Here is a 23361-nt window from a genome sequence, read left to right as displayed (position 1 = left end):
CTTTTGCCTTGGAGCTTATTCTGACCGCCGCGAGGGCTCACACATCGTAATAACCGCGATACCAGTCAACGAATCTGCGAACACCCTCTTTCACGGGCGTCTGGGGACGATAATCAACGGCATCGGCGAGTTCGCGAACATCCGCATAGGTATCGGGCACATCTCCCGGCTGCAGCGGCAGAAGGTCAAGTTTGGCCTTGATGCCCAGCGCCTCTTCGATGGCCTCGATATACTCCATCAGCTTCACCGGCGCGTTGTTGCCGATATTATAGATCCGAAACGGCGCATCCGAAGAGGCGGGATCGGGCTGATGCGCGTCCCAGTCAGGATCGGCCTCTGCCGGCGTGTCGTTAACGCGGACGACCCCTTCGACGATATCATCGACATAAGTGAAGTCACGCGTGTGATTGCCGTGGTTGAAAACCGGAATGGCCTCGCCTTCCAGAATCTTCCGCGTGAAGAGGAAGAGCGCCATGTCCGGGCGTCCCCACGGTCCGTAAACGGTGAAGAAGCGGAGGCCTGTTGTCGGCAGGCGGAACAGATGACTGTAGGCGTGGGCCATCAGTTCATTGGCGCGCTTGGTGGCGGCGTAGAACTGCAGCGGGTGATCGACGTCGTGGTGTTCCGAAAACGGCATCGTCCTGTTGGCTCCGTAGACCGATGAGGTCGAAGCATAGGTCAGATGCTCCACTTCGAAGGCGCGGCACGCTTCCAGTATATTGGTGAAGCCGGTGAGATTGCTTTCCACATAGGCTTGCGGATTTTCCAGACTGTAGCGAACGCCTGCTTGGGCTGCCAGATGGATGACACGGTCAGGACGATGCTCTTCGAAGGCGCGGCCCACCGCCGAGGGGTCCGCCAGATTTGCACGGATAAAGCTGTAGCCGGCGTTGGTCCCGCGCGCCTTGTCTGCCAGTATCTCCAGCCGCTTTTCCTTCAGCGCGACATCATAGTAATCGTTCACGACATCGAAACCGACAACACTGTCGCCTCGCTCGAGCAGCCGGATTGCGGTGTGAAACCCGATAAAGCCGGCGGTTCCGGTAACGAGGACCTTCAAGTCTCATACTCCATCAAAGCGAAAGCCGCGATGTGGCCTGGCGTGACAGGGTTGCCCGCCCGGTCTCACCGATCGACCAAGATTGAGAGACGATCTAACAGCATAGCCCGTATGGCGCTACAGCCGGGCTCGCCAAGGGCGTAAAAACATCGCAGGCCACAAACGCAGAGGATGAAAATCTTCCTTAACAGCTCGCGCCTAGGATCAGTCGGTAAAGAAAGACCGAGCCGAATGTCCGATCAAAGCAATAACCTCGTGCGGCCGACTGCCATCGCACCCTCAAAGCTGCACGCCCTTGCGGTCTGCTTTGCTCTGGCGTCTCTACCACTCCTATTCAGTTACCTGTTTTGGCCGGGGCACGGCCCCCTGACCAATCCGGGCAACGAACAGCTGGGCATCGTCTTGGTGCTGCAACTCTGTGTGATCATTCTTTCCGGGACAGTGCGGACGTCGCCTCGGCGCTGGGGTCTCGACGCGCTGTTTCTGCTGGCCCTTGTGCCGCTTGGCGTCCAGGGGTGGCACACGATCTTGCAGGCCGACGCGGGCGCAGTATCGAGTCTTGTCCGATGGTCTGTATTGGTGGCTTTTGGCGCAGCCATCTATATCGGCATCAGAAACCGGCACCTAGCTCTGACCAATCGAACGACTGCGATGACGGTGGTCGCGGCCGCTCTCGGCTACGTCGTTCTTTTTACTTTGGTCTATTCCGATCAACAGGAATTCGAGCGCCTTGGCACAGTCGTTCTGGGCTTTGTCAACATTCGTTATACCAGCCATTTTGTTGCGCCCGCCATTGCCATCCTTCTCGCATGGGCGGTCCGTCATCCCTACCTCGACCGCAGATATGCGGTGATTGTCGGGCTTACAGCCATACTCAGCGTCTTTAGTTTCTACACGGGCAGCCGCGGCACGTTACTGAGCGTCGCCGCGACAGTCGCTGTGCTTGTGCTTTTCTCCCCGGGCTTTCGTCTGTGGCGCATGCTGCCGACACTTCTGATCGTCTGTGTCGCCGGCTATGGGCTTGCCGCGCTCTTGCCGCCGCCTGACGATACCAATTTCCTCTTCTTTTCCCGCTTGGGACGTATGGATTCCGGACGCATCGCCATCTGGCTCACGCTTCTGGAGCATTGGACCAGAGCGCCCTTGCTCGGGTACGGCGAAGTCAATATCGGCCCAATCGTCGGCAGCTTCGTCGCGCAGGCTCATAACAGCATCGTTCAAAATCTCTTCAGCGTGGGATTGGTCGGCAGCCTGGCCATCTGGACGCTCGTCGCCGTACTTTTCTGGCGGATGCTACAAGCCTTGCGGGAACAGGACGACCGGGCTTTGCCAGCCATTGCCGGTATTGCCTGTATCTTCGCAAACTCGCTGCTCGGCGGTTCGCTCTTCGCCCCCTATCCGCTGGCCCTGTGTGCGCTGATGGTTGCGACATTCCTGGCCAATCAAACGGGTGGGGATAATCTCCGTTCGGCGAAAGCGACGGCCCAAACCGATCATGGGCCGGACCTGGCATTCGACCCCAGATAGAGCATCAGCGCCGAGATCAGGTGGTAGAAAATGGAAGCTGGAACGTCCTGTGTGGCTACGGCGCCTTTTTCTCCGACCAGATCGATCCACATGCCGTTTGGCGCAGGATCCAGGTGCCAGCGGAAAAGACGCGCCACCCGCTCCTCCACTTCCGGGCGCATGTCAGGCCCGCCGGCATGGTCGAGCGCGATGGCGGCCTTGATGATCTCCGTTTGCGGCCATGCACGTGAATTACGGTCGAGCGGCAAGCCTCGCCGGCTGACCGCATTGTAGGCGAGGCCCGTCCAGCGGTTCAGCCCATAGGCGGTCCCGGTCGCGTAAAGCCTCCGCGCGATTTCCCGCAGATCGTTCTGCCCCGAGGCATCGGCGAAACCGATAAGGAGCCAGGCCCATTCGAAATGATGGCCCGGTTCGGTCCATTGGCCGTCTTCGCCTTCGGCGGGGCGCCAATCATCATCGAAATATTCGCCGAGCGTCCAGCTTTCGGTGTCGAAGAAGGCGCTGCGAAACAGGTCGACGATACGGCTGGCCTGTCGCAAATAAGTACGGTCCCCTGTTGCCTGGTGCCAGGCGAGAAGAGCCTCGAGCATATGCATATGCGGATTGGACCGCCTGACCCGCTTGCCGCCCGGCGCCTCCAGAAACCCCCGTAGAGACGTGTCTTCGAGATGATTTTCGAGGAAATGAAATGTCTCGTTGCCTAGCTCCAGCGCGTCCGGATGGCCGCATCGATGCGCGTGAGCCAGGGCAAACAGTACGAAGGCGGTATCGTAGAAATCTTCGGTCGGATCGATCACCTCGCCTTTGGGTGATAGGACAGCGCTCCAGCCGCCCCGGTCCGTTCGTCCGTTCTTCATGAAACTCAGTCCGTGATCGATCAGATCGCGCGCGGGGCCGTCCCAGCTTTCGTCACTGGCCACACAGAACGCATAGGTCTGCCGCGCCATTGTCCGCATGCGCCTGTCGGCCCCGGTCGGTTCGCCGGCGAAGGTCAGACTTTCATGAAACCCGCCATGGATACGGTCCACGCCCTTTTCACACCAGAGCGGCAAGGCCTCGCCGAACAACCATTGCCACGCCCTTTGCCGGTGCGCGCCGGCCTCAATGACCTTATCGGGAGAAGGGGTGAAGCGGGCTTCCAACCGTCCGGATCGCTCAAGTTCGGAGACGACATTCTTGACGTTCTGACTTTTGGCGACGGGGGCGACGAAGATGGCATCGCTCGTTGCGATGACGGCCGTGTCCTTCAGACCGACGGCAGAAACGAGCCGCCCGTGGCTCCGCAGATAGCAGTGGTCGCAGTCGATGGCGAGAACGTCCCCGGAGACGACATTGCCGCGGTCATCCGTCGCCGCGACATCCAGAAGAGCGCTCCAAGAGCCCAGATCGTTCCACCGGAAACCGGCTTCGACGAGAGATATGCGATCGAAGCGTTCCATCACGGCATAGTCGATCGAATCGTTCTCCAGCGTCTCGTACAGGCTCTCGGGCAGAAAGATTGCCCCGTCCTCCTCGCAACGACCGTGAAGAGCGCGTTCAACGCCCTCCCAGATCGAAGGGCGATGCTTCTGGAACGCCTCATGCATGACGGAGGCCCGGAACAGGAATATGCCGGCATTCCAGAAAAAATTGCCAGCATCGAGATAGGTTCTTGCGGTGGCCTCGTCCGGTTTCTCGACGAAGCGCCGAACCGCCCGGACGGCACCATCGGACCCTTCTCCGACCTCGATATAACCGAAACCCGTTTCCGGCGCGGTCGGACGAATGCCGAAGACGACGACCTGCCCGATTTCGGCGGCAGGCACGCCCTCTTCCACCGTCTGCCAGAATTGCGCGGTGGTTTCGATGACATGGTCGGAAGGCATGACGAGACAGAGACCGTCGCCGCGCTGTTCCAGTGTGACCTGCGCTGCGAGGGCAACGGCCGCGGCGGTATTGCGGCCGACGGGTTCGAAAATCGCTTGCCCGCCCTTCAGATCCAAAGCGGATAGCTGCTCCTGTACACGCCCAGCATGCCGTTCGCTGCCGATCAGATAGACCGAAGACGCGCCTGCTGTTCGATCAAGGCCGCGTCGAACTGTGCTCATCAGCATCGAGCCATTGCCGGCCAGATCATGAAACTGCTTGGGATTATCCTCTCTTGAAAGAGGCCAGAGCCGCGAGCCGATTCCTCCGCTCATGACGAAACAGGTGATCGGTGGTGGAGTCGGCATCTATTGGTTGTCCCTCCCGGATAAGATACGGCACGACCTCCCTATACTCGCGCAAGGGCCGTGAAATTCTTATCATCCTTAAGTTGATCTGTGCCAATCACCCGCAAGACCATTAACTAAGAGACCGTCGATCCCTAAGCATCTTCCGATGCGCTGACCCGTGTCCGATTTATTTCAGAAGAAGAATCTGGATATCGGCGACATTCGTGCCGGTGGAGCCTGTCACGAGAAGATCTCCCGCTGCCGCAAGCGCCCTGTGCGAATCATTATCCGCCAAAAGAGCCTCTGCATCCGCGCCGCTCCGCTCAATCCGATCCCATGTGGCCGCGTCGACGACGCCACCCGCCGCATCTGTCGGGCCATCCCGGCCATCGGTCCCACCGCTGAGAAAGCACCAGGGGCGATCGATTCTTCCATCCTGACAAAGGCGTGCAAAATGGAGCGTCAGTTCCTGATTGCGTCCGCCGCGTCCTTCACCCGAAACAGTGACGGATGTCTCACCGCCAGCAAGGATAGCAATGGGATGATCCTTCTTCTCGGACGCTCGAGCCGCAGCGAGAAATCGGCGTGCGGCCTCCTCGACATCGCCATCCAGCCAGCGATCGAGAATCTCCACCCCCCATCCGCTCTCAGCCGCGCGCTGCGCTACCGTTTCGAGGCTGATTTCATTGCTGCCGACGATCCGATTGATCACCTCGGGCATAATATCGCTCTCATGCACGGCATGTTGGATCAGTTCGAGCTTATCGGAGGGAAAGCCTGACATCCGAAGCCTATCCACCGCAGCCTCCAGCGCTCTTGCGTTGCGCCGGTCAACGGCAGTTGGCCCGCTTGCGACTACGGCAGGATCATCGCCCGGCACGTCAGACAGAATGAGACTGAGCACTTTCGCCGGATGAGCGAGACGGGCCAGGCCGCCGCCTTTCAGGCGAGACGCCGCGGAGCGCATGGCGTTCATTTCGACGATATCCGCGCCCGATTTCAACAGAGCCTCATTGAGCGCGATTTTGTCAGCCAGCTCCAGCCCCTCCGCAGGCGCGACTGCGAGGGCGGATCCGCCACCGCTGATGAGGACGACAACCAGTTCGCCCTCCCCGGCCTCGGACGCAGCTTCGGCCAACGCTTCTCCGCCGGCAAGGCTGCCACCGTTCGGCACCGGGTGACCTGCACTGATCACCTTGAGATCGGCGACTGGACGGGCGGCCATCTCCGTGGTGACGATCACGCCGCGACGCAGTTTGCTTCTGAGCACTGGCAGAGCCGCCTCGGCCATCGCCACCGCCCCCTTGCCGAGCGCGAGCAGCGTGAGCGACTGCGCCTCATCGATCTGATTTCTGTAATCGTCGAGTGCACGGGCCGTCGCTGGTCCCGGATCGGCGGCCTCGACACCGGCCTGAAAAAGATCTCTCGCGTCCTGCCGCAGAGCCTCGATGCCCTTCGTCATCTCCATTCACCGTCCCCGATCTCTCTTCTTTGTCCAAATGGTGCGCAGATTCGCTGTTTCTAGCTGTCAGGTGGTTGTTAAGCCCGCGGCGGCCGTGCCATAGGCGCGTCTTCTGAAAACAGATCGAGGATCACGCCCGATGACGGCGACAATCATCGATGGCAAATTGTTCGCGGCCGGAGTGCGGGCACGCGTTGCCGATCATGTTGCAAGACTCAAGGAAGAAAGCGGGATCACACCCGGTCTGGCCTGCGTTCTGGTGGGCGATAATCCCGCCAGCGAAATCTATGTGCGCAACAAGGGCAAGCAGACCGTCGAGGCGGGCATGCACTCCTTCCAGCACAAACTTCCGGCGGAAACGAGCCAGGAGCAACTGCTTGCACTGATCGAGCAATTGAATACCGACCCGTCCGTGAATGGTATTCTCGTTCAACTGCCGCTGCCCGGCCATCTCGATGAATCGCTGGTAATCAATGCGATCGCGCCCGAGAAGGACGTCGACGGCTTTCACATTCAGAACGTTGGACGCCTCGCAACGGGCCAGGAGGCGATGGTGCCTTGCACACCGCTTGGCTGCCTCATGATGCTCCGCGATCTCCATGGCTCGCTATCGGGCCTGAACGCGGTGGTGGTCGGCCGCTCCAATATCGTCGGAAAACCGATGGCCCAGCTTCTCCTGCGGGAAAGCTGCACCGTCACCATCGCGCATAGCCGAACGAAAGATCTGCAGGCTGTCTGCCGGCAGGCGGATATTCTTGTCGCAGCTGTCGGTCGCACGAAAATGATCACGAGCGACTATGTGAAGGAAGGCGCGACCGTGATCGATGTCGGCATCAACCGTATTGAGAAGCCGGACGGCAAGACCGGTCTCGTGGGCGATGTCGATTTCGAGAGCGTGTCTCCGCGCGCCGGAGCGATTACGCCAGTGCCGGGCGGTGTCGGCCCGATGACGATCGCCTGCCTGCTCGTCAACACGCTGACCGCCGCCTGCCGCACCCATGGCCTGCCGGAGCCGAAAGGGCTGACGGTCTAGGCCGCGCTTCCTACTTCAGGCGGTCCTTGAAGCTCTTCAGGTCGAAATCGGCCTCTTCAAGCGTGGCCCGATCAAGCTCGATACCCGCTGCAAGAAGACGCCGCGCCATAAGATGGTCGCCGGGTGCATTGACGGTTTCCAGGCCGATATAGCGTCCGTCTCGAAAACAATGGACCAGAAAGCCGCCGCGTTCATTGTGCCGAACAACGCGCTCGTCGGCCCCCGCAGTCAATCCAGCGATCTGGAGCTTGCGATCTGCCTGATCGCTCCAGAACCACGGAAAACCCGAATAGGGTGGATGGCCGTCGTCACTGTGGCCCTTGGCAAGGCGTGCGGCGACGGTTCGCGCCTGATCCGTCGCATTCTGAACCGACTCAATGCGCATGCGTCCCTCCCCCAGCGGATGCGTGAACGCTGCACAGTCACCGATCGCACTGATCGACGGATCAGCCGTCTGAAGAACGTCATCGACGATGATTCCATTCTCGACCGGCAGTCCGGCCTCCCGTCCGAGACCGTCTGACGCCACGACGCCCGCCGCGACAAGCACGAGGTCCGCTTCCACGCGTCTGCCATCGCTCAGGATCAGACCGCCAACCTTTCCATCGCCTGCATCGATGATCTCGCTCACCCCGGTTTGAAGGTGCAGATCAACGCCGATCGACCGATGAAAATCTTCGAAATAGGCGCTTGTTTCGGGGGCGACCGCACGGGCCATTACGCGATCGCCCATCTCGAAGACCGCCACCTCGGCACCGAGCCCACGCGCCATGGCGGCAAATTCCAGCCCGATGAAGCCGCCGCCGATAATCGCCACCTGCCGTGCTTCGGCAATGCGGCCGCGTATATCCTCGGCATGGGCGAGCGTGCGCAATTCGAGAACGCCGTCGAGATCGATCCCGGGAATGGGAAGCGTGCGGTTCGTTGCTCCCGTCGCCAGAACGAGATGGTCATATCTCCGCCGCGAACCGTTCTCGAGAACGACCTTCTTCGCCGGCCGGTCGATCGAGGCGATCTTCGTGCCGCTGTGCAGCTCGATGTCATTGTCCTCAAAGAAGCTCTCCCCTCGCAGAAGAAGACGGTCGGGATTTCCCTCCTTCATGTAGGTCTTGGAAAGCGGCGGGCGCTGATAGGGCAAGCCAGGCTCATCGCCGTAGAGCACGACATCTCCGACATATCCTTCCTGCCGAAGGCTGGCCGCAAGCTGGGCCCCCGCCTGGCCGGCGCCGACAATGATGATGGTTTGCCTGTCGGACATGGATTACCTCTCTGCGTTCCGCGGCGGTCGGCTTAGCGATTTTCCCGATGAGCGACAATGGCAGCCCCGGACCGAAGGCCGCTACGCTCCGTCGACCTGTCAAACCGGACCGCTCTTCTGTAACATCGGGCCGCGATGCCTCGAATGGAGGATATGCAGTTGACCGCGCCGCCCCCACCACCCGATCTAGATGGCCTTTTCGTGTCGGCGCTCAACGGCGATGTTCACGCATACCGGCGCTTTCTGGATGAAGTTTCCAAAGTCCTGCGCGCGTTCCTGCGTGGCAAAATGGGAGCAGGCCAAGCTGCCGATATTGAAGATGTGGTGCAGGATGTCCTGATCGCCGTCCATAAAAAGCGGCATAGCTGGCAGCCTCACAAACCGGTCGCCGCCTGGCTGTTTGCCATAACGCGTTACAAGGCCATCGATTATTGGCGTGCCAATAAACGGCATCTCCATTTGGACATTGCCGATTTCGAGGCAGTACTGAGCGATCATCAGGCGGAGCCGGTCATTCTCGACCACGAACTGGAACGGGCAGTCGGCGAATTGAGCGGACGGTCGCGGCAGGTCGTGACGGAAATCTCGCTCAACGGCCGCAGCATCCCGGACACGGCTCGGCAACTCGGGATCAGCGAAGGCGCTGTGCGTGTGGCTTTCCATCGGGGCCTCGCTTCCATCAGAAAACGTTTCGGGGACGAGAAGGAATGAAGACCGAAGACGTTATCGAAGGACTGGCACAGGATGCCCGGCGCAACGGGCCAGGCAAGCCCCTGCCCTGGCTGTTCGTCATTGGCGCGACTTTACTGGTCGGAAGCGGCCTGATGTTCAGCATTTTCGCCGTCCGTCCGGATCTGGCTGCGGTTTCAGGGGATTACGGCTTTCTCCTCAAACCGCTCGTCGCCGCGCTTTTGGCGGCGGCGGCCTTGCGTCTCGTCATCGAAACGGCGGACCCGACCGGCCGACCGCTTCGCCATATCGGATGGCTCGGCTTCGGGCTGGTCGTTCTCCTGCTCGGAATAGGCATTGAAATGATGGTCATTCCTCCCGCGCGATGGTCCAATCGCCTCATGGGCAGCAATCCGGCGGCCTGTGCTCTCTCGGTCTTTCTACTCGCCCTGCCGCTTCTCGGCATCGTCGTGGCGGCGATACGGCAAAGAGCGTCCGTCCGCCCGATCCTGTCCGGCGCAATGGCGGGGCTTTTCAGCGGTGCGGTCGCGACGTTCCTGTACGCCGCGCATTGCCCGGATGATTCACCCTTCTTTCTAGCGGTCTGGTATGGCGTCTCTGTCGCAGCCGTCACGGGTCTCGGCGGCCTGGCAGGTCGGCTTTTCCTGCGCTGGTGACGCGCTTTTAAAGTGGAGACGTCGGAAAAGGCGTCCGGCCTCAGCCGGCGTCGGGCTGGTTTGCGGGCAGCGCACGTTCGAACGCTTCCAGCTTCAGGCAGGTCTCCACGATCCGGCGGATGACGGGATAAGGCTCTTCATCCACCTCGAAGCGTCGATTGTTGACCGACTGCGCGACAAGACAGATATCGGCCATCGTGACCGTGTCGCCGTGGCAGAACTTACCCGTTTCGGCTTCGCTGGAAAGCCGCCTTTCAAGCGCCGAAAATTCCAGACCGACCCAGTGTTGAAACCACTCCTTGACCGCCTCGTCATCGGCGTCGAACTGGCTGCGGAGCCGGTTCAGGACGCGCAGATTGTTCAAAGGATGAATGTCGAGAGCGACGGCATGGGAAAGACTTCTGACCCGTGCGCGCTGCTGCGCGTCTTGCGGCAGCAAAGGCGGTTCTGGATGGGTTTCGTCCAACCATTCAATGATTGCCAAGGACTGGTTCAGATGGGAGCCGTCCGGCAACTGAAGCGCAGGCACCAGCCCCTGCCTGTTGCGTTGCAGATAACCTTCGGAGCGCTGTTCGCCCGCGCGCAAATTATAGGTGACCTGATCGTAGGCGATGTCCTTGAGATTGAGCGCTATTCTCGTACGAAAGCTGGTGGACGAGCGAAAATAGCCGTGAAGGACATAATCTGCGGTCTTACCGCTCATTCGCGATCTCCGATAGTTATGACGATCTCCTCCAGCCCGTCTACGCCTCCTTCGAGGCGCTGGCCAGCGACAACCGCCCCGACCCCTGCCGGCGTTCCCGTCATGATCAGGTCTCCGGGCTGCAATTCCATCGACTGGCTGACGATCGCGATGACATCTCGGACCGGCCAGATCAGATCGGCGAGATCGGCCTCCTGTTTCGTCTCGCCATCGACGGACAGCCAGATGCGCCCCCGCGCCGGATCATATCCGCCGGCGGGCTGGATCGGCGCAAGGGGGGCGGAGCGATCGAACCCCTTCGCACAGTCCCAGGGCCGGCCCATCTTCTTGGCGGCAGCCTGCAGGTCGCGCCGCGTCAGATCGAGGCCCACAGCGTATCCGAAAACATGATCGAGAGCCCGATCCGGTGCGATGTTACGGCCGCCCTTGCCGATCGCGACGGTCAGCTCGACTTCATAATGGAGATCTTCGGTCTCCGGCGGATAAGGAATGACAGCGTTTTCGCTTCGGCCTGCGTCGACCACCGCATCCGCGGGCTTGGTGAAGAAGAACGGCGGCTCACGATCCGGATCGTTTCCCATTTCCCGTGCATGGGCGGCGTAGTTCCGGCCGACACAGAAAATACGACGAACGGGAAAGCGCGAATCGGTTCCTGCAACGGCCACCGAGGGCGTCTCCGGCACGTCGATCACGAATTCAGTCACAGCAACACCCTCTTGGAAAAGCCGTGAAAATGCGGCCTGTCGATCAGCATTGTTCCCCCGCTGACTGCCACGAAAAGCGAGCCAGGCAAAGCGGCTCGCCTTCCTTTTCGGTCAACGGCTTCAGCCCAGGAGCGGTTGCTCCGGCTTATCCGTGCAGAATCTGGCTCAGGAACAGCTTGGTGCGCTCATGCTGCGGGTTGTCGAAGAAGTCCTGCGGATTGTTCTGCTCGACGATCTGACCGGCATCCATGAAGATGACGCGGTTGGCGACCTGCCGCGCAAAGCCCATTTCGTGCGTCACGCACAGCATGGTCATGCCTTCTTCGGCTAGGCCGACCATGGTGTCGAGCACTTCCTTGATCATCTCCGGATCGAGAGCCGAGGTCGGCTCGTCGAACAGCATGATCCGCGGATTCATACAAAGCGAACGTGCAATGGCGACACGCTGCTGCTGACCGCCTGAAAGCTGGCCAGGATATTTGTTCGCCTGCTCCGGAATCTTCACCCGCTCCAGATAGTGCATGGCGATCTCTTCAGCCTCTTTCTTCGGCATCTTGCGCACCTCGATCGGCGCCAATGTGCAGTTCTGAAGAATCGTGAGATGGGGGAAGAGGTTGAAGTGCTGGAAGACCATGCCGACCTCTCGACGCACCTCGTCGATCTTTTTCAGATCGTGGGTGAGTTCGGTTCCGTCGACGAAAATCTTGCCTTCCTGGTGCTCTTCCAGCCGGTTGATGCAGCGAATCATGGTGGACTTGCCGGAGCCCGACGGGCCCGCGATGACGATCCGCTCGCCGCGCATGACTTTCAGATCGATGTCGCGAAGAACGTGGAAGTCGCCGTACCATTTGTTGACCTTGATCATCTCGACCGCAACGTCGGTCTTGCTGACCTGCATCTTGCTCGTCTCGACGTTGCCGCTGGCAGCCACGGCAGGATCGGGCGTGTTGCCGGTAGCCATTGTCTGGTCGGTCATGAGAAGCCCCTTTTAGCGCTTGTAACCGGTATCGAGCCGGCGTTCGACGTATTGACTGTAGCGGCTCATGCCAAAGCAGAAGAGCCAGAAAACGAAGCCTGCGAAAACGAGGCCGGTCGCCGCGGTGGACGGCGTGATCCAGTTGGGATCGGAGAAACCGCGCCGCACCGTACCGAGGAGGTCGGCGAGGCCGATAATGTAGACCAGCGACGTATCCTTGAAGAGACCGATGAACGTGTTCACGATCCCGGGGATCACGAGCTTTAGGGCCTGCGGCAGGATGATCATCCGCATCGACTGCCAGTAGGACAGGCCCAATGACTGGGCACCCTCATACTGGCCCTTGGGAATCGCCTGCAGGCCGCCTCGGATGACTTCCGCCATATAGGCCGCAGAGAACAGCGCAACGCCCACCAGCGCGCGCAGCAACTGATTGAAGGTCACACCCGTCGGAACCAGCAAGGGCAGCATGAAGGCGGCCATGAAGAGGACGGTGATGAGCGGGACACCGCGCCAGAACTCGATGAAGATGATGCAGACCGTCCGAATCGCCGGCATATCCGACTGCCGGCCGAGCGCCAGCAGAATACCGAGCGGGAGAGAGGCCGCGATGCCGGTGATGGCCACGACGAGGGTCAGCATCAGGCCGCCCCACAGTGTCGTCGAAACCGGACGCATTCCGTAATTTTCGGCAAGCAGAACCGCGACGAGAGCGGCCACGAGAACCGGGACAACAGGCCGCCAGACCTGGCTGCCGGCCCGTTTTGCCATGCCGAAGGCGATTGCACCGGCGGAGAGCAGAACGGCAAGACATGCCAGAAGGCTCCACATCGTGAAGGTCACGCCGAGAAAACGGATGGTTCCGCTGGTGAGGGACGACAGGACGATGCAAACGAAAGCGGCCAGAAGAGCCAGGGCCGACGCCTTGCCGGGCATGGCCTGCAGGCCTCCCGCATCATCGGCGTAAAGCAGGTGGACGGTGATGCCGGCAATCAGCATGAGAAAAGCCATGAAACCACCGGTCACGCTGAAACCAGCACCTGTCAGCATGATCAGGGCGAAGACCGGGAACAAACCGAACAGAAGCCAGACATTCAAGGATTTGAAGGGCGCCTTTGGAATTGCCAGTCCCGCCACCAGAATCACGAAGACGATGGCTACCAGATTGGGCCGCCAGCGCAGATCGATCGGGTAGCTGCCATACATGAACTGGCTGAATTTGGCGCCGACGAAGGCCCAGCACGCGCCGCCCTTCTCTCCGCCCTCGGGGCCGAGACACGCTGCGCGGTCCCCGCCAAGGAAGGTCGCGTCCAGCAATGCCCAACTGAGAATCGACCAGCCAAGCCAGATCGCGAAAGCGCCGAAGATGATGCTGAGCGCCGAATCGACCGGTGTGGCGAAAAGGTTTTTGCGCATCGCGTGAACGATGCCTTTCTCGCTTGCCGGCGCCGGACGGGCGGGGAGCTGCTGATCGGCGACGTAGCCTGCAACCTGTTCTTCCATGATTGCCTCCTTACCGCTCGACCAGCTTCACGCGCCGGTTGAACCAGTTCATGAACATCGAGACGACCAGCGAAATGGTGAGATAAACCGCCATCCAGATCGCCACGACTTCCACGCTCTGTCCTGTCTGGTTCAAGACGGTCGAACCGACCGCCACCAGATCGGGATAACCGACGGCAAGACCCAGCGAGGAGTTCTTCGTCAGGTTGAGATACTGACTCGTCAGCGGCGGAATGATCACCCGGAAGGCCTGGGGTACGATCACGTGGCGAAGAATTTTGCCGCGCCGCAGGCCGAGGGCGGATGCGGCCTCGGTCTGGCCGTGGCTGACCGAGAGAATACCGGCGCGAACGATCTCCGCGATGAAGGCGCTCGTATAGACCGAAAGCGCGACCAACAGCGCCAGGAACTCCGGCTTGATCTGAAAGCCGCCTTGAAGATTGAAACGCGTGGCGGTCGGATATTCGAACTCGACCGGCAGACCGGATAGCACGAAAACGATGATCGGGAGGCCGATGATCAGGCCGAGCGATGGCCAAAGGGTCGGCAGGCGATAACCCGTCGCCATCTGCCTCTTGCGCGAATACCAGATCAGGAGCGCTGCGGCACCGATTCCCACGATCAGTGAAAGCCCCGTCAACCAGGCGCCTGCCTGGAATTGCGCGACCGGCGTCTGCAGCCCCCGGTTGGAGAGGAACGAGCCGAAGGGCAGAGTGATTGCCTGGTTCGGCCGCGGCAGGACAGCAAGCACGCCGAAATACCAGAACATGATCACCAGAAGTGGCGGAATATTACGGAACGTTTCGACATAGATCGTGGAGAGCCCACGAATGATGTAGTTGGTCGACAATCGTCCGATACCGACGAGAAAGCCGAGAATCGTCGCCACCAGAATACCTGCGGCCGACACGATCAACGTATTCAGGATACCAACAAGAATCGCTCTTCCGTAAGTGGCATCGGAAGAGAAGGTGATCGGCAACTGGGAAATTTCAAAGCCCGAGCGGCGTTCCAGAAAATCGAAACCGGAAGCGATATTGGCCGACCGGAGATTCTCGACTGTATTGTGTACGAGCCACCAGCCGAAGGCGACGAGCGCGATGATCAGTGCGATCTGCGCGATGATGCCGCGATAGCGTGTATCGTTTAGAAGCGCGAGAGCCCCAGCGGAGTCGATGCTCCGTCCCGCATTGTCGGTCTGTACCGCCATGTTCTGCCCTCTTCAGCGGCCCGGTCACCAAGGTGCGAACCCCATGACCGTGGAAAACGGCCTGCCCGACGATATCGGGCAGGCCGCGGTTTTATGCGATCAGCGGATCGGCGGTGCGTATTGTACGCCGCCGTCGGTCCAAAGGGCGTTCAGACCACGCTCGATGCCGAGCGGCGAACCCGTGCCGACATTGCGGTCGAAGATTTCGCCGTAATTGCCGACGGCCGAGATGGCCTTGGCTGCCCAGTCGTTTTCAAGACCGAGGGTCTGGCCGAAATTGCCTTCGGCGCCGAGAAGACGGCGGATCGAAGGATCTTCAGAGCTCTTCATTTCCTCGACATTGTCCTGAGTGACGCCGAGTTCCTCTGCGTTGAGGAGCGCGAAGTGGACCCACTGAACGATGTTCGCCCAGGTGTCGTCGCCCTGACGGACGGCCGGTCCGAGCGGTTCCTTGGAGATGATCTCCGGAAGGACCACGTGAGCATCCGGCTCGGCCAGTTCGAGGCGCGTTCCGTAGAGGCCCGAAGCGTCGGTCGTCAGAACGTCGCAGCGACCGCTTTCATAAGCCTGGTTGACGTTGTCCTGGCTCTCGATGACGACCGGGTTGTAGGACATGCCTTCCTTGTTGAAGTAGTCCGTCAGGTTCAGTTCGGTCGTGGTGCCCGACTGCACGCAGACGGTCGCGCCGTCCAGTTCCTTGGCGCTCGACACGCCGATCTCCTTGCGGACCATAAAGCCCTGACCGTCATAATAGTTGACGCCGCCGAAGGTCAGACCGAGCTTGGTGTCGCGGTCCATCGTCCAGGTCGTGTTACGGGCCAGAACGTCGACCTCGTTGTTCTGAAGAGCAGGGAACCGCTGAACGGCGGAAAGCGGCGTGTAGGACACTTTGGTCGCATCGCCGAAGATCGCGGCTGCAATCGCCTTGCAGTAATCCACGTCCAGACCCTGCCATTCGCCGGAATCGTTCTGAGAGGCAAAGCCCGGAAGACCGGTATTGACGCCGCAGCGCAGCTGGCCGGCGCTCTGTACGGACCCCAGAGTGCTGGAGCTCTCGGCCATGTTCTCTTCATCCTGCGCGACAGCGGATGATCCCACCATGGCGAGCGATGCTACACCTGCCATGCCGGCAATCAGATATTTCTTCATATTAAGAGTCTCCCAAGATGATCTGGTTTTGACCGTTCTATATCCACGTCGGCTTCGCCAATTGATCGAGCGACCAACGCTTCCCGCTATACCAAGCAGACAGGAGCGCCGCGTCAAGCGTTTGTCACAGATACAAATCGCCAGACACTTCACAATTTCGTGATTATCGGGTTTCCCACAGGCTCATGACGACAGAACGCGCGGGCCCTCGCCCTGGTCCAAAAGATTCTCAAACGATCGCAAAGACCAGGTCAGCGACGCGGCGGTCGACGGCGCGCCTTGGAGGCGGATGGTCGCGTCCCTGAGATCATGACGAATCCTTTCCCACATCAACCGGCGCGTGCCACACCACAATTGATCGGCGCCTCGTCTGATCGCTCACCGACAAAAGCCGCCGCACGACCTCGAACCCACCCTCCCTTAAAGAAATGAAGAGACCGGCGGATAATAACAGCTTCGTGCAGCGGAGGCGCACGAGGGGCCGCCGTTAACCCTCTCTTAATATTATAGGGCTGTGGAGGCCGTCCGGCTGGTAAAGCTGTGACCTTTCTGCCACGGCGGTGCTACCAAGAGCCTCCGAACACCTTTTCCGTGAGCTTTTGGGTTTGCGAAGAATCACGCAGATCGTGTTTATGACTTTCAGACGACGCGTTCTGGCGTGGTCGATTGAGGGGTCCAAGGCAGGGACATTTGGAGCTGACGCTCCGAGCCGAACGGCCCGAGTTTAAAACTGGAGGTCATTATGACAATCAAGAGCCTGCTTCTCGGCTCAGCCGCATCGCTGGTTGCGGTTTCTGGCGCTCAGGCTGCCGACGCCATCATCATCGAACCGGAGCCCGTCGAGTACGTTCGCGTCTGTGACGCTTACGGCGCTGGCTTCTACTACATCCCGGGCACCGAAACCTGCCTGTCGATCAACGGCTACGTCCGCTTCCAGCTCGGCTTCTCGAGCGATGACGACGACGCCAACAACGGCCTCTACGGCTTCGAAGACGACACCTACAACGCAAGCGTTCGTGGTCGCCTCAACTTCGACGCTCGTTCCGAGACCGAATTCGGCACGCTGCGTTCCTACCTTCGTTTCCAGGGCGACCTTACGCCTGATCTGGACGAGGCGATCGGTGAAGACGGCAACGTCGACATGGAAGCTGCTTTCATTCAGCTCGGCGGCCTGACCATGGGTTACACCGGCTCGTTCTACAGCGTCGGTGGTCGTAGCGACCTCTACGGCGATGACACGCTGAACGACGGTAGCGGCGACGACACGATCATCCTCGGCTACACCTATGCGGCCAACGGCTTCGCTGTCGGTGTGTCGCTCGAAGATGACGACACCAACGATTTCGCTCCGGACGTCGTCGGTTACGCCGTCTACGAATGGGACGCTTTCGGCCTCTTCGGTGCCGTTGCATACGACGAAGAAGTCTACGAGACGAACGACGACGGCTGGGCAGCCAAGATCGGCGCCACCTACGCAGCTAACCAGTTCGGCTTCAAGCTGATCGGTCTCTATGCCGACAGCGGCAACGCCCATGCACCGGGCACCGGCGACGGCGACCTCGGCGACCTCGGCGCGGAAGCTTTCGGTAACGGTTCCGAGTGGAGCGTGATCGCTTCTCTGGAATTCGCTGCTACGGACAGCGTCACCTTCGGCCTCTCCGGCCAGTACTTCTGGAACTTCTACGAGACCGGCGATCCGTTCGATGAGACCGACGTTGACGGTTTCCAGGTGGAAGCTGCCATGGTTTGGGCACCGGTTGAGAACTTCTCCGTCCTGACCGGCGTTGCATACCGCGACGTCACCGACGAAGGCGATGCCGACGTTGACGATGGCGAAATCGAAGGCATCATCCGCTTCACGCGCTCCTTCTAAGTTCACTTAGAACTTACCGACATGAGATTGCCGGCATCCAGCGGATGCCGGCAATTTCTTTTTGCGCCCTATGTTCCGTTGTCTCTCAATCTGCAGAGAAGGATTTGTGCGTGACCGAAAAAGACCTCCTCGACAGAATCGAAGTAATCGTCGGCGATATTACCGCGCTTTCGGTGGATGCCGTTGTCAATGCGGCCAATGAGAGCCTGCTTGGTGGCGGTGGCGTCGACGGCGCGGTCCACAGGGCGGCAGGGAAAGACCTTCTCGCGGAATGCCGTACGCTTGGCGGATGTCCAACCGGCGAAGCCAGAATCACTGGAGGCTACAAGCTGCCGGCGAGGCATGTGATCCATACGGTCGGACCGGTCTGGCACGGCGGCGATAGGAGAGAAGAGGCTCTGTTGCGGAGCGCCTACCGGAACAGCCTGCGGCTGGCGAGCGAGAATGCATGCGAGAGCGTCGCCTTTCCGGCCATATCGACCGGAGTCTACGCCTATCCCAAGCCGGCTGCTGCCAATGTCGCCGTCAGCGAGATCGCGACGTTTCTTCGCAACCACAAACTTCCGAAGACGGTCGTGCTCTGCGCTTTCGACGAGACAACCGCAGAGCTTTATCGCAGCAGGCTGGCAGAAGTGCAGTGATCGCCTCCCGTCAACCGGGATTCACGCCTGAACCCCGCGGCACGATCGGATGAATTCACCGTTTCCGGCTTTCTAATTCTCCACTCGACTGCATCCAAACCACCCCTCTTTTCGTTTCCATAATAGGGCCTGATGTGCCGCCGCGACCGTGTCTCTGTATCACGGTCCGTATTGACCTACGTTTACGTACGCGTAAGAATAAGAGAGGCGTTCTGTTTATCACGCCAGGGAGGAAACTGATGAAATTCGCTTCAATCGCAATGGCCGGCCTTGCCGCTGGCTTTCTCGCTGCCGGTCCTGCTTTCGCGGCAGAGCCCATCGTCGGCAAGTGGCAGCGCCCCAACGGGACCGTGATCTCCTATTCCGGCTCCGGCCCTTACTGCGGCACGGTAATGTCCGGCGAATACAAGGGCAAATCGATCGGCTGCATGAATGGCACCGGCGGAAGCTACAAGGGCAAGGTCAACAAGCTTGATGAAGGCAAGACCTACTCCGGCAAGGCAAGTGTTTCGGGGAGTTCTCTGAAGCTGTCCGGCTGCGTTCTTGGCGGCGTCATCTGCAAAAGCGAGACGCTTACGCGCGTTAAGTAAGACGCGCTCGATTTAATCTGACACTGTCGAATGGCCGGCCCGCTAGGCGCCGGCCATTTTCGTTGGGTGCCTTTCCGAGTGTTTGACGAGGATCAAGGCGGCGATGGCGATAGAGCGCCATCATAAGCTCCAACGGTATGGAGGAACGACCAATGACGACGATGATGCTTGATCTCACCTGCCCCGAGACGCTGGACCCGCTGATGAAGGTTGCTGGCCCGCTGGCCAAACGCCTCTCGGCGCGGATTGTCGGAGCGCACGTCTCCCCCGCCTTCGAAGGCGTTGCCCCGATCGAACCTTTCGCGCTGAGCGATGCCTATTACGACGAGATTCGTGCCCGCTACGAGGCAGATGTCAAAAAGCGCACCAAACAGGTCGATGAGAAGCTCTCCAAGGTGCTTGCGGCCGATGGTTCGCTGACAGGCAATATCACGCATGCGACCGCAGGCCCCAACGGTATCGGCGCCAAGCTGGCCCGGCTGGCCCGCAATTACGACCTCGTGGTCGCCCTCCAGAAGGGCAAGATCAACAGGGCGGTCGCGCCGGAAGTTCTTGCCCTCGACGCTGGACGGCCAGTGCTTGTCGTTCCGGAACACACATCCTCCACGGATATCGGTTCCCACGTCATGATCGCATGGAATGGTACGCGCGAAGCGGCCCGCGCGGCCTTCGACGTCCTGCCGCTAGTCAAGCCGGAAGGCCGGATCACAGTCGTTGCGATCGACACCGGACAGGAAGATGCCGGCAAGGGCTTCGTGCCCGGCGATACATTGGCAAGAACGCTAGCGCGCGACGGTCTTAAGGTTGAAGCCATGTCGCGAAAGCTGAGCTCCAAGACTATCGGAAACGAACTGCTGAACGCGGCATCCGATATCGGCGCCGATATGATCGCCATGGGCGCTTACGGCCACACGCGCTGGCGCGAACTCGTCTTCGGTGGAGCAACGCGCTCCATTGTCGACCAGATCACCGTGCCGGTCCTGATGGCTCACTGAACAATCTGTCCGGCGGCCTTCCGGTCGCCGGACAGATCGCCACGCATGAGCTTGGGGATTATGCCGTCGAGAGGATGCGTGTGCGGACACGGACTCTTTTATAACTCTCTGATATAGCCATAGAAACGGACGTCTTCTCGTTTCGTCAACGAATTTGAACGCTGGCTGAACGGCCATCTCAGGGTTGGTTCAGTGCGGTCGTGGGATAGTCAGGACATGTTGAACGCAACCCGGTCCAATCCAATGCTTGTCCGCCGCTTCCTCGCCATCTGCCTCCTGTCCGCCGCTTTCGGCGCAGGCCTGTCTGTCGTCGCCGCCGAGAAAGTTCGTCCGGTCTATACGGTCGACGCCGGCGTTTTCTTTCCCTGCATCGATCAGATCCAGAGCAATATCTGTCTTGGACCGCAAGACTGATCGCGGTTGCCGCCGCGATTAGCGGACGAGCGCTCTCAACAGCTTGTCGACCTCGCCGCCACGTCGATGTTCGGCCCTGTCGAATGTATTCTGACGCAGATCATAGGCTTTCCAGATCGCGTCCAGGCGCCTTGAAAGTTCACGCTGGGCGGCACGACAGCTACGACCCTCGACGCGCATGGCGAAACCAGTTAGGAGTTCGTCCATCCTTGTGGCCATCTGGCGGGCCAATGCCGCATGCTGGCTTTCGTGCTTGACCACACCTTTCATGAAGGCAGACCAGCGCTTTTGCAGTCGTGGCCCCGCCTCCGGACCCAGCCGCGGATAGGTGTATCGGATATGCAGCTTCACCGCAGGATCTCTGGCACGACAGACGCCGTCTCGTAGCACCAGATCACCATCGATCTTGGGGCTATACCAAGTCTGGGCGATGGCACGGGCCAGAAAGCCGCTTCGCGGCCCACGTCGCGCCATGTGACGCGCGACTTCCTTACCGGTCTGGCCCTTGGCCGTGTAGTATTGCGTGCTTTCCGACAAATCCACACGCGCTTGCACCGTCGCCACGCCTGCGAGCGTGCTGACGACGAACAAAACAGCAAGACACGAAATCCTCAACGACATGGCAGGCCCAAACATCAGAACGACGCCATATATTCAAACACGGCTTTGTCCCGGCGTCTATTATCGATAGGCGCCGAGAAACCGATCAGCCGATTTTCGCGCCGATCTGTGCCGGCACGGTGACATCAGGTGCTCTGGTAAACCGGTCCCTCGCCGCCCTGAGGCGGAACCCAATTGATGTTCTGGTTCGGATCCTTGATGTCGCACGTCTTGCAGTGAACGCAGTTCTGCGCGTTGATCACATAGGTCGCGTCCTCGACCTCGAGCATCTTCTCAGCAGGAATCGCGTTGCCCTCGGCATCCACCCATTCATAGACGCCGGCGGGGCAATAGCGTGTCGATGGCCCTGCATATTCATGCAGTTCGCTCCGCTCCTGCAAACTCATATCCTTCACATGAAGGTGGATCGGCTGATCTTCTTCATGGTTCGTATTGGACAGGAACACGGATGAAAGCCGGTCGAAGGTCAGTTCGCCATCGGGCTTCGGATAATCGATCGGCGCGAAACCCTCGGCCTTCTTGGTGGCTTTGGCATCCGTCTCGCCATGACCGAGCGTCCCGAAAGGCGAAAAACCCAAGAGCTGGTTCAGCCACATATCGATTCCGCCGAGGCCGACGCCAAGAATCGTGCCGAAACGGCTCCAGAGCGGTTTCACGTTGCGTACACGCTTCAGATCCTTGCCGATCGGCCCATCGCGCCATTCCGCCTCGATCACCGAAAGCTCGTCATGGGTCCTGCCCTCGGCGAGCGCGTCAGCAGCATGCTCTGCTGCGACCCGGCCGGATTGCATCGCATTGTGGATTCCCTTGATTCGGGGGACGTTGACGAAGCCGGCGGAACAGCCGATCAGGACGCCTCCGGGGAAGGTGAGCTTCGGAACCGACTGATAGCCGCCCTCGGTGATAGCCCTTGCACCATAGGAGATCCGCTTGGCTCCCTCGAAGACGGGAGCGATGGCAGGATGCGTCTTGAAGCGCTGAAATTCCTGAAAGGGCGAGAGGTAGGGGTTCTCGTAATTGAGGTGGACCACGAAGCCCACCGAGACCTTGTTGTCATCGTAATGATAAAGGAAAGATCCGCCACCCGTGTTGGTCTTGAGCGGCCAGCCGAAAGAGTGCTGGACGAGGCCCTTCTTGAAATGTTCGGGTTTCACCTCCCACACTTCCTTCAGCCCGATCCCGAATTTCTGCGGTTCCCGGTCCGCCGCCAAGTCGAATTTTTCGACGAGTTGCTTGGCAAGGCTACCGCGGACCCCCTCCCCGATCAGCGTGTATTTGCCCAGCAATTCCATGCCCGGCATGAAGTTCGCGCCTTCTTCGCCCTCTCGGGTGACGCCCATGTCGCCGGTAATGACACCGCGCACTTCGCTGTTTTCGCCATAAACCAGGTTCGCAGCGGCAAAACCCGGATAGATCTCCACGCCCAGCGCTTCGGCCCTGCCGGCAAGCCAGCGGCACACATCACCAAGCGAGACGATGTAGTTGCCGTGATTGCTCATCAGCGGCGGCATCATGGCATTGGGCAGGCGTATCGAACCGGAATGGCCGAGGACAAGAAAATGGTCTGCCGTGACTTCCGTTTGCACCGGGCAGTCCGGGTCGTCCCGCCAATCGGGAATCAGCGCGTCGAGCCCTGCCGGATCCAGCACAGCGCCCGAGAGAATATGCGCGCCGACCTCGGCGCCCTTCTCCAACACCACGACTGACAGGTTTTCGTCGCGTTGCTTCAGCCGGATGGCCGCTGAAAGGCCGGCTGGTCCCGCTCCGACGATCACCACGTCGAATTCCATGCTCTCGCGCTCGACTTCGCTCACAACCTTCTCCCATGTTCAACGCCCGATACAGATCGCGGCAACCTCCCGGCACGGCTACGATCCTTTGAGGAAAGGTATGACACCGAACCGATCAATCCAGTCAACCGTAAGCTATACACTTACGTTTACGTAAACGGTAGTCCAGATATCGGCTTTATGGATTTCCACCGCTTGGCGCATGCAGATTTCCCCTCCGACATTCTCACGCGCACACGACCAGCAATTTTGCCTTGGCAGAGAGGGCTGCCGCTCTTTTTAGCGCAACATGCCTTGCCTGTACGCCTATG

The 23361-nt window shown here is 60.0% G+C and carries 21 protein-coding genes; 9 read left to right on the top strand and 12 right to left on the bottom strand.

Going from position 1 to position 23361, the window contains the following annotated elements; genetic code table 11:
* Positions 1–37 precede the first annotated feature (37 nt).
* Positions 38–1060: an NAD-dependent epimerase gene (locus tag D8780_RS04420; RefSeq protein ID WP_121644532.1), complete on the bottom strand. Its 1023-nt coding sequence runs from the start codon at positions 1058–1060 to the stop codon at positions 38–40.
* A gap of 171 nt (positions 1061–1231) precedes the next feature.
* Here D8780_RS04420 and D8780_RS04415 point away from each other — a divergent pair, with 171 nt between their 5' ends.
* A complete protein-coding gene (locus D8780_RS04415; RefSeq protein WP_121644531.1) occupies positions 1232–2587 on the top strand; it encodes an O-antigen ligase family protein in 1356 nt (451 codons plus the stop codon).
* On the opposite strand, the gene D8780_RS04410 is transcribed toward D8780_RS04415, so the two are convergent.
* Together D8780_RS04410 and D8780_RS04405 are read right to left on the bottom strand one after the other, a co-directional pair.
* The gene (locus D8780_RS04410) at positions 2554–4800 is read right to left on the bottom strand and encodes an AGE family epimerase/isomerase (RefSeq protein ID WP_245412259.1); all 2247 of its coding nucleotides are present in this window, start codon (positions 4798–4800) and stop codon (positions 2554–2556) included. The genes D8780_RS04415 and D8780_RS04410 overlap by 34 nt on opposite strands.
* 169 nt (positions 4801–4969) lie before the next feature.
* Positions 4970–6250 carry a glycerate kinase type-2 family protein gene (locus D8780_RS04405; RefSeq protein ID WP_121644530.1) on the bottom strand — a complete coding sequence of 427 codons (1281 nt, stop codon included), beginning with the start codon at positions 6248–6250 and terminating at the stop codon, positions 4970–4972.
* Between the two features lie 133 nt (positions 6251–6383).
* On the opposite strand from D8780_RS04405, the gene folD reads away from it, so the two are divergent.
* Positions 6384–7277 carry a bifunctional methylenetetrahydrofolate dehydrogenase/methenyltetrahydrofolate cyclohydrolase FolD gene (folD, locus tag D8780_RS04400; RefSeq protein WP_121644529.1) on the top strand — a complete coding sequence of 298 codons (894 nt, stop codon included), beginning with the start codon at positions 6384–6386 and terminating at the stop codon, positions 7275–7277.
* Between the two features lie 10 nt (positions 7278–7287).
* On the opposite strand, the gene D8780_RS04395 is transcribed toward folD, so the two are convergent.
* Complete coding sequence (locus D8780_RS04395) at positions 7288–8535, bottom strand: NAD(P)/FAD-dependent oxidoreductase (protein ID WP_121644528.1); 1248 nt, start codon at positions 8533–8535, stop codon at positions 7288–7290.
* Between the two features lie 153 nt (positions 8536–8688).
* Between D8780_RS04395 and D8780_RS04390 the strand changes: the two genes are divergently transcribed.
* Together D8780_RS04390 and D8780_RS04385 are read left to right on the top strand one after the other, a co-directional pair.
* A complete protein-coding gene (locus tag D8780_RS04390; protein ID WP_121644527.1) occupies positions 8689–9246 on the top strand; it encodes a sigma-70 family RNA polymerase sigma factor in 558 nt (185 codons plus the stop codon).
* Positions 9243–9881, top strand: a complete 639-nt coding sequence (locus D8780_RS04385; RefSeq protein ID WP_121644526.1) for an NrsF family protein — start codon at positions 9243–9245, stop codon at positions 9879–9881. Before D8780_RS04390 ends, D8780_RS04385 begins: the two co-directional genes overlap by 4 nt.
* Before the next feature lie 40 nt (positions 9882–9921).
* Here the strand turns inward: D8780_RS04385 and maiA are convergent, their stop codons facing one another.
* From maiA to D8780_RS04355, 6 genes are all read right to left on the bottom strand, one after another.
* Entirely contained in the window at positions 9922–10584 is a 663-nt protein-coding gene (maiA, locus tag D8780_RS04380; protein WP_121644525.1) for a maleylacetoacetate isomerase, read from the bottom strand.
* The gene (locus tag D8780_RS04375; protein WP_121644524.1) at positions 10581–11288 is read right to left on the bottom strand and encodes a fumarylacetoacetate hydrolase family protein; all 708 of its coding nucleotides are present in this window, start codon (positions 11286–11288) and stop codon (positions 10581–10583) included. The genes maiA and D8780_RS04375 overlap by 4 nt, the downstream gene beginning before the upstream one ends.
* A gap of 145 nt (positions 11289–11433) precedes the next feature.
* Positions 11434–12249 carry an amino acid ABC transporter ATP-binding protein gene (locus D8780_RS04370; protein ID WP_121646357.1) on the bottom strand — a complete coding sequence of 272 codons (816 nt, stop codon included), beginning with the start codon at positions 12247–12249 and terminating at the stop codon, positions 11434–11436.
* A 27-nt stretch (positions 12250–12276) separates the two neighbouring features.
* Positions 12277–13767, bottom strand: coding sequence for an amino acid ABC transporter permease (locus D8780_RS04365; RefSeq protein WP_121644523.1), 1491 nt, complete (start codon positions 13765–13767; stop codon positions 12277–12279).
* Between the two features lie 10 nt (positions 13768–13777).
* Positions 13778–14977 (bottom strand): amino acid ABC transporter permease, encoded by a 1200-nt coding sequence (locus D8780_RS04360; RefSeq protein WP_121644522.1) that lies wholly within the window; start codon positions 14975–14977, stop codon positions 13778–13780.
* A 99-nt stretch (positions 14978–15076) separates the two neighbouring features.
* The gene (locus D8780_RS04355; protein WP_121644521.1) at positions 15077–16126 is read right to left on the bottom strand and encodes an amino acid ABC transporter substrate-binding protein; all 1050 of its coding nucleotides are present in this window, start codon (positions 16124–16126) and stop codon (positions 15077–15079) included.
* A 742-nt stretch (positions 16127–16868) separates the two neighbouring features.
* Between D8780_RS04355 and D8780_RS04350 the strand changes: the two genes are divergently transcribed.
* The 5 genes from D8780_RS04350 (at position 16869) to D8780_RS04330 (ending at position 20639) form a co-directional block, all read left to right on the top strand.
* Positions 16869–17999 carry a porin gene (locus D8780_RS04350; RefSeq protein ID WP_121644520.1) on the top strand — a complete coding sequence of 377 codons (1131 nt, stop codon included), beginning with the start codon at positions 16869–16871 and terminating at the stop codon, positions 17997–17999.
* A gap of 110 nt (positions 18000–18109) precedes the next feature.
* Entirely contained in the window at positions 18110–18640 is a 531-nt protein-coding gene (locus D8780_RS04345; protein WP_245412258.1) for an O-acetyl-ADP-ribose deacetylase, read from the top strand.
* A 239-nt stretch (positions 18641–18879) separates the two neighbouring features.
* Entirely contained in the window at positions 18880–19230 is a 351-nt protein-coding gene (locus D8780_RS04340) for a DUF2147 domain-containing protein (RefSeq protein ID WP_121644518.1), read from the top strand.
* A 152-nt stretch (positions 19231–19382) separates the two neighbouring features.
* Complete coding sequence (locus tag D8780_RS04335) at positions 19383–20225, top strand: universal stress protein (RefSeq protein WP_158598440.1); 843 nt, start codon at positions 19383–19385, stop codon at positions 20223–20225.
* A gap of 216 nt (positions 20226–20441) precedes the next feature.
* Positions 20442–20639 carry a hypothetical protein gene (locus D8780_RS04330; RefSeq protein ID WP_121644516.1) on the top strand — a complete coding sequence of 66 codons (198 nt, stop codon included), beginning with the start codon at positions 20442–20444 and terminating at the stop codon, positions 20637–20639.
* An 18-nt stretch (positions 20640–20657) separates the two neighbouring features.
* Here the strand turns inward: D8780_RS04330 and D8780_RS04325 are convergent, their stop codons facing one another.
* Together D8780_RS04325 and D8780_RS04320 are read right to left on the bottom strand one after the other, a co-directional pair.
* Positions 20658–21230 carry a DUF922 domain-containing protein gene (locus D8780_RS04325; RefSeq protein WP_210209456.1) on the bottom strand — a complete coding sequence of 191 codons (573 nt, stop codon included), beginning with the start codon at positions 21228–21230 and terminating at the stop codon, positions 20658–20660.
* 155 nt (positions 21231–21385) lie between these two features.
* Positions 21386–23050: an electron transfer flavoprotein-ubiquinone oxidoreductase gene (locus tag D8780_RS04320; protein ID WP_121646356.1), complete on the bottom strand. Its 1665-nt coding sequence runs from the start codon at positions 23048–23050 to the stop codon at positions 21386–21388.
* Positions 23051–23361: the final 311 nt, after the last annotated feature.

This window comes from Notoacmeibacter ruber (assembly GCF_003668555.1).
GTDB lineage: Bacteria > Pseudomonadota > Alphaproteobacteria > Rhizobiales > Rhizobiaceae > Notoacmeibacter > Notoacmeibacter ruber.
Note: the sequence above shows the minus strand (reverse complement) of the source record. Positions and strands in the feature narration are given on the sequence as shown.

Coding starts and splice junctions, on each gene's coding strand:
- D8780_RS04370 (WP_121646357.1), bottom strand. CDS start 12,249: ATGGCTACCGGCAACACGCCCGATCCTGCCGTGGCTGCCAGCGGCAAC.
- D8780_RS04340 (WP_121644518.1), top strand. CDS start 18,880: ATGAAATTCGCTTCAATCGCAATGGCCGGCCTTGCCGCTGGCTTTCTC.
- D8780_RS04335 (WP_158598440.1), top strand. CDS start 19,383: ATGACGACGATGATGCTTGATCTCACCTGCCCCGAGACGCTGGACCCG.
- D8780_RS04320 (WP_121646356.1), bottom strand. CDS start 23,050: ATGGAATTCGACGTGGTGATCGTCGGAGCGGGACCAGCCGGCCTTTCA.
- D8780_RS04360 (WP_121644522.1), bottom strand. CDS start 14,977: ATGGCGGTACAGACCGACAATGCGGGACGGAGCATCGACTCCGCTGGG.
- D8780_RS04385 (WP_121644526.1), top strand. CDS start 9,243: ATGAAGACCGAAGACGTTATCGAAGGACTGGCACAGGATGCCCGGCGC.
- D8780_RS04395 (WP_121644528.1), bottom strand. CDS start 8,535: ATGTCCGACAGGCAAACCATCATCATTGTCGGCGCCGGCCAGGCGGGG.
- D8780_RS04350 (WP_121644520.1), top strand. CDS start 16,869: ATGACAATCAAGAGCCTGCTTCTCGGCTCAGCCGCATCGCTGGTTGCG.
- D8780_RS04365 (WP_121644523.1), bottom strand. CDS start 13,767: ATGGAAGAACAGGTTGCAGGCTACGTCGCCGATCAGCAGCTCCCCGCC.
- D8780_RS04355 (WP_121644521.1), bottom strand. CDS start 16,126: ATGAAGAAATATCTGATTGCCGGCATGGCAGGTGTAGCATCGCTCGCC.
- D8780_RS04415 (WP_121644531.1), top strand. CDS start 1,232: ATGAAAATCTTCCTTAACAGCTCGCGCCTAGGATCAGTCGGTAAAGAA.
- D8780_RS04410 (WP_245412259.1), bottom strand. CDS start 4,800: ATGCCGACTCCACCACCGATCACCTGTTTCGTCATGAGCGGAGGAATC.
- D8780_RS04390 (WP_121644527.1), top strand. CDS start 8,689: ATGCAGTTGACCGCGCCGCCCCCACCACCCGATCTAGATGGCCTTTTC.
- maiA (WP_121644525.1), bottom strand. CDS start 10,584: ATGAGCGGTAAGACCGCAGATTATGTCCTTCACGGCTATTTTCGCTCG.
- D8780_RS04330 (WP_121644516.1), top strand. CDS start 20,442: ATGTTGAACGCAACCCGGTCCAATCCAATGCTTGTCCGCCGCTTCCTC.
- folD (WP_121644529.1), top strand. CDS start 6,384: ATGACGGCGACAATCATCGATGGCAAATTGTTCGCGGCCGGAGTGCGG.
- D8780_RS04405 (WP_121644530.1), bottom strand. CDS start 6,250: ATGGAGATGACGAAGGGCATCGAGGCTCTGCGGCAGGACGCGAGAGAT.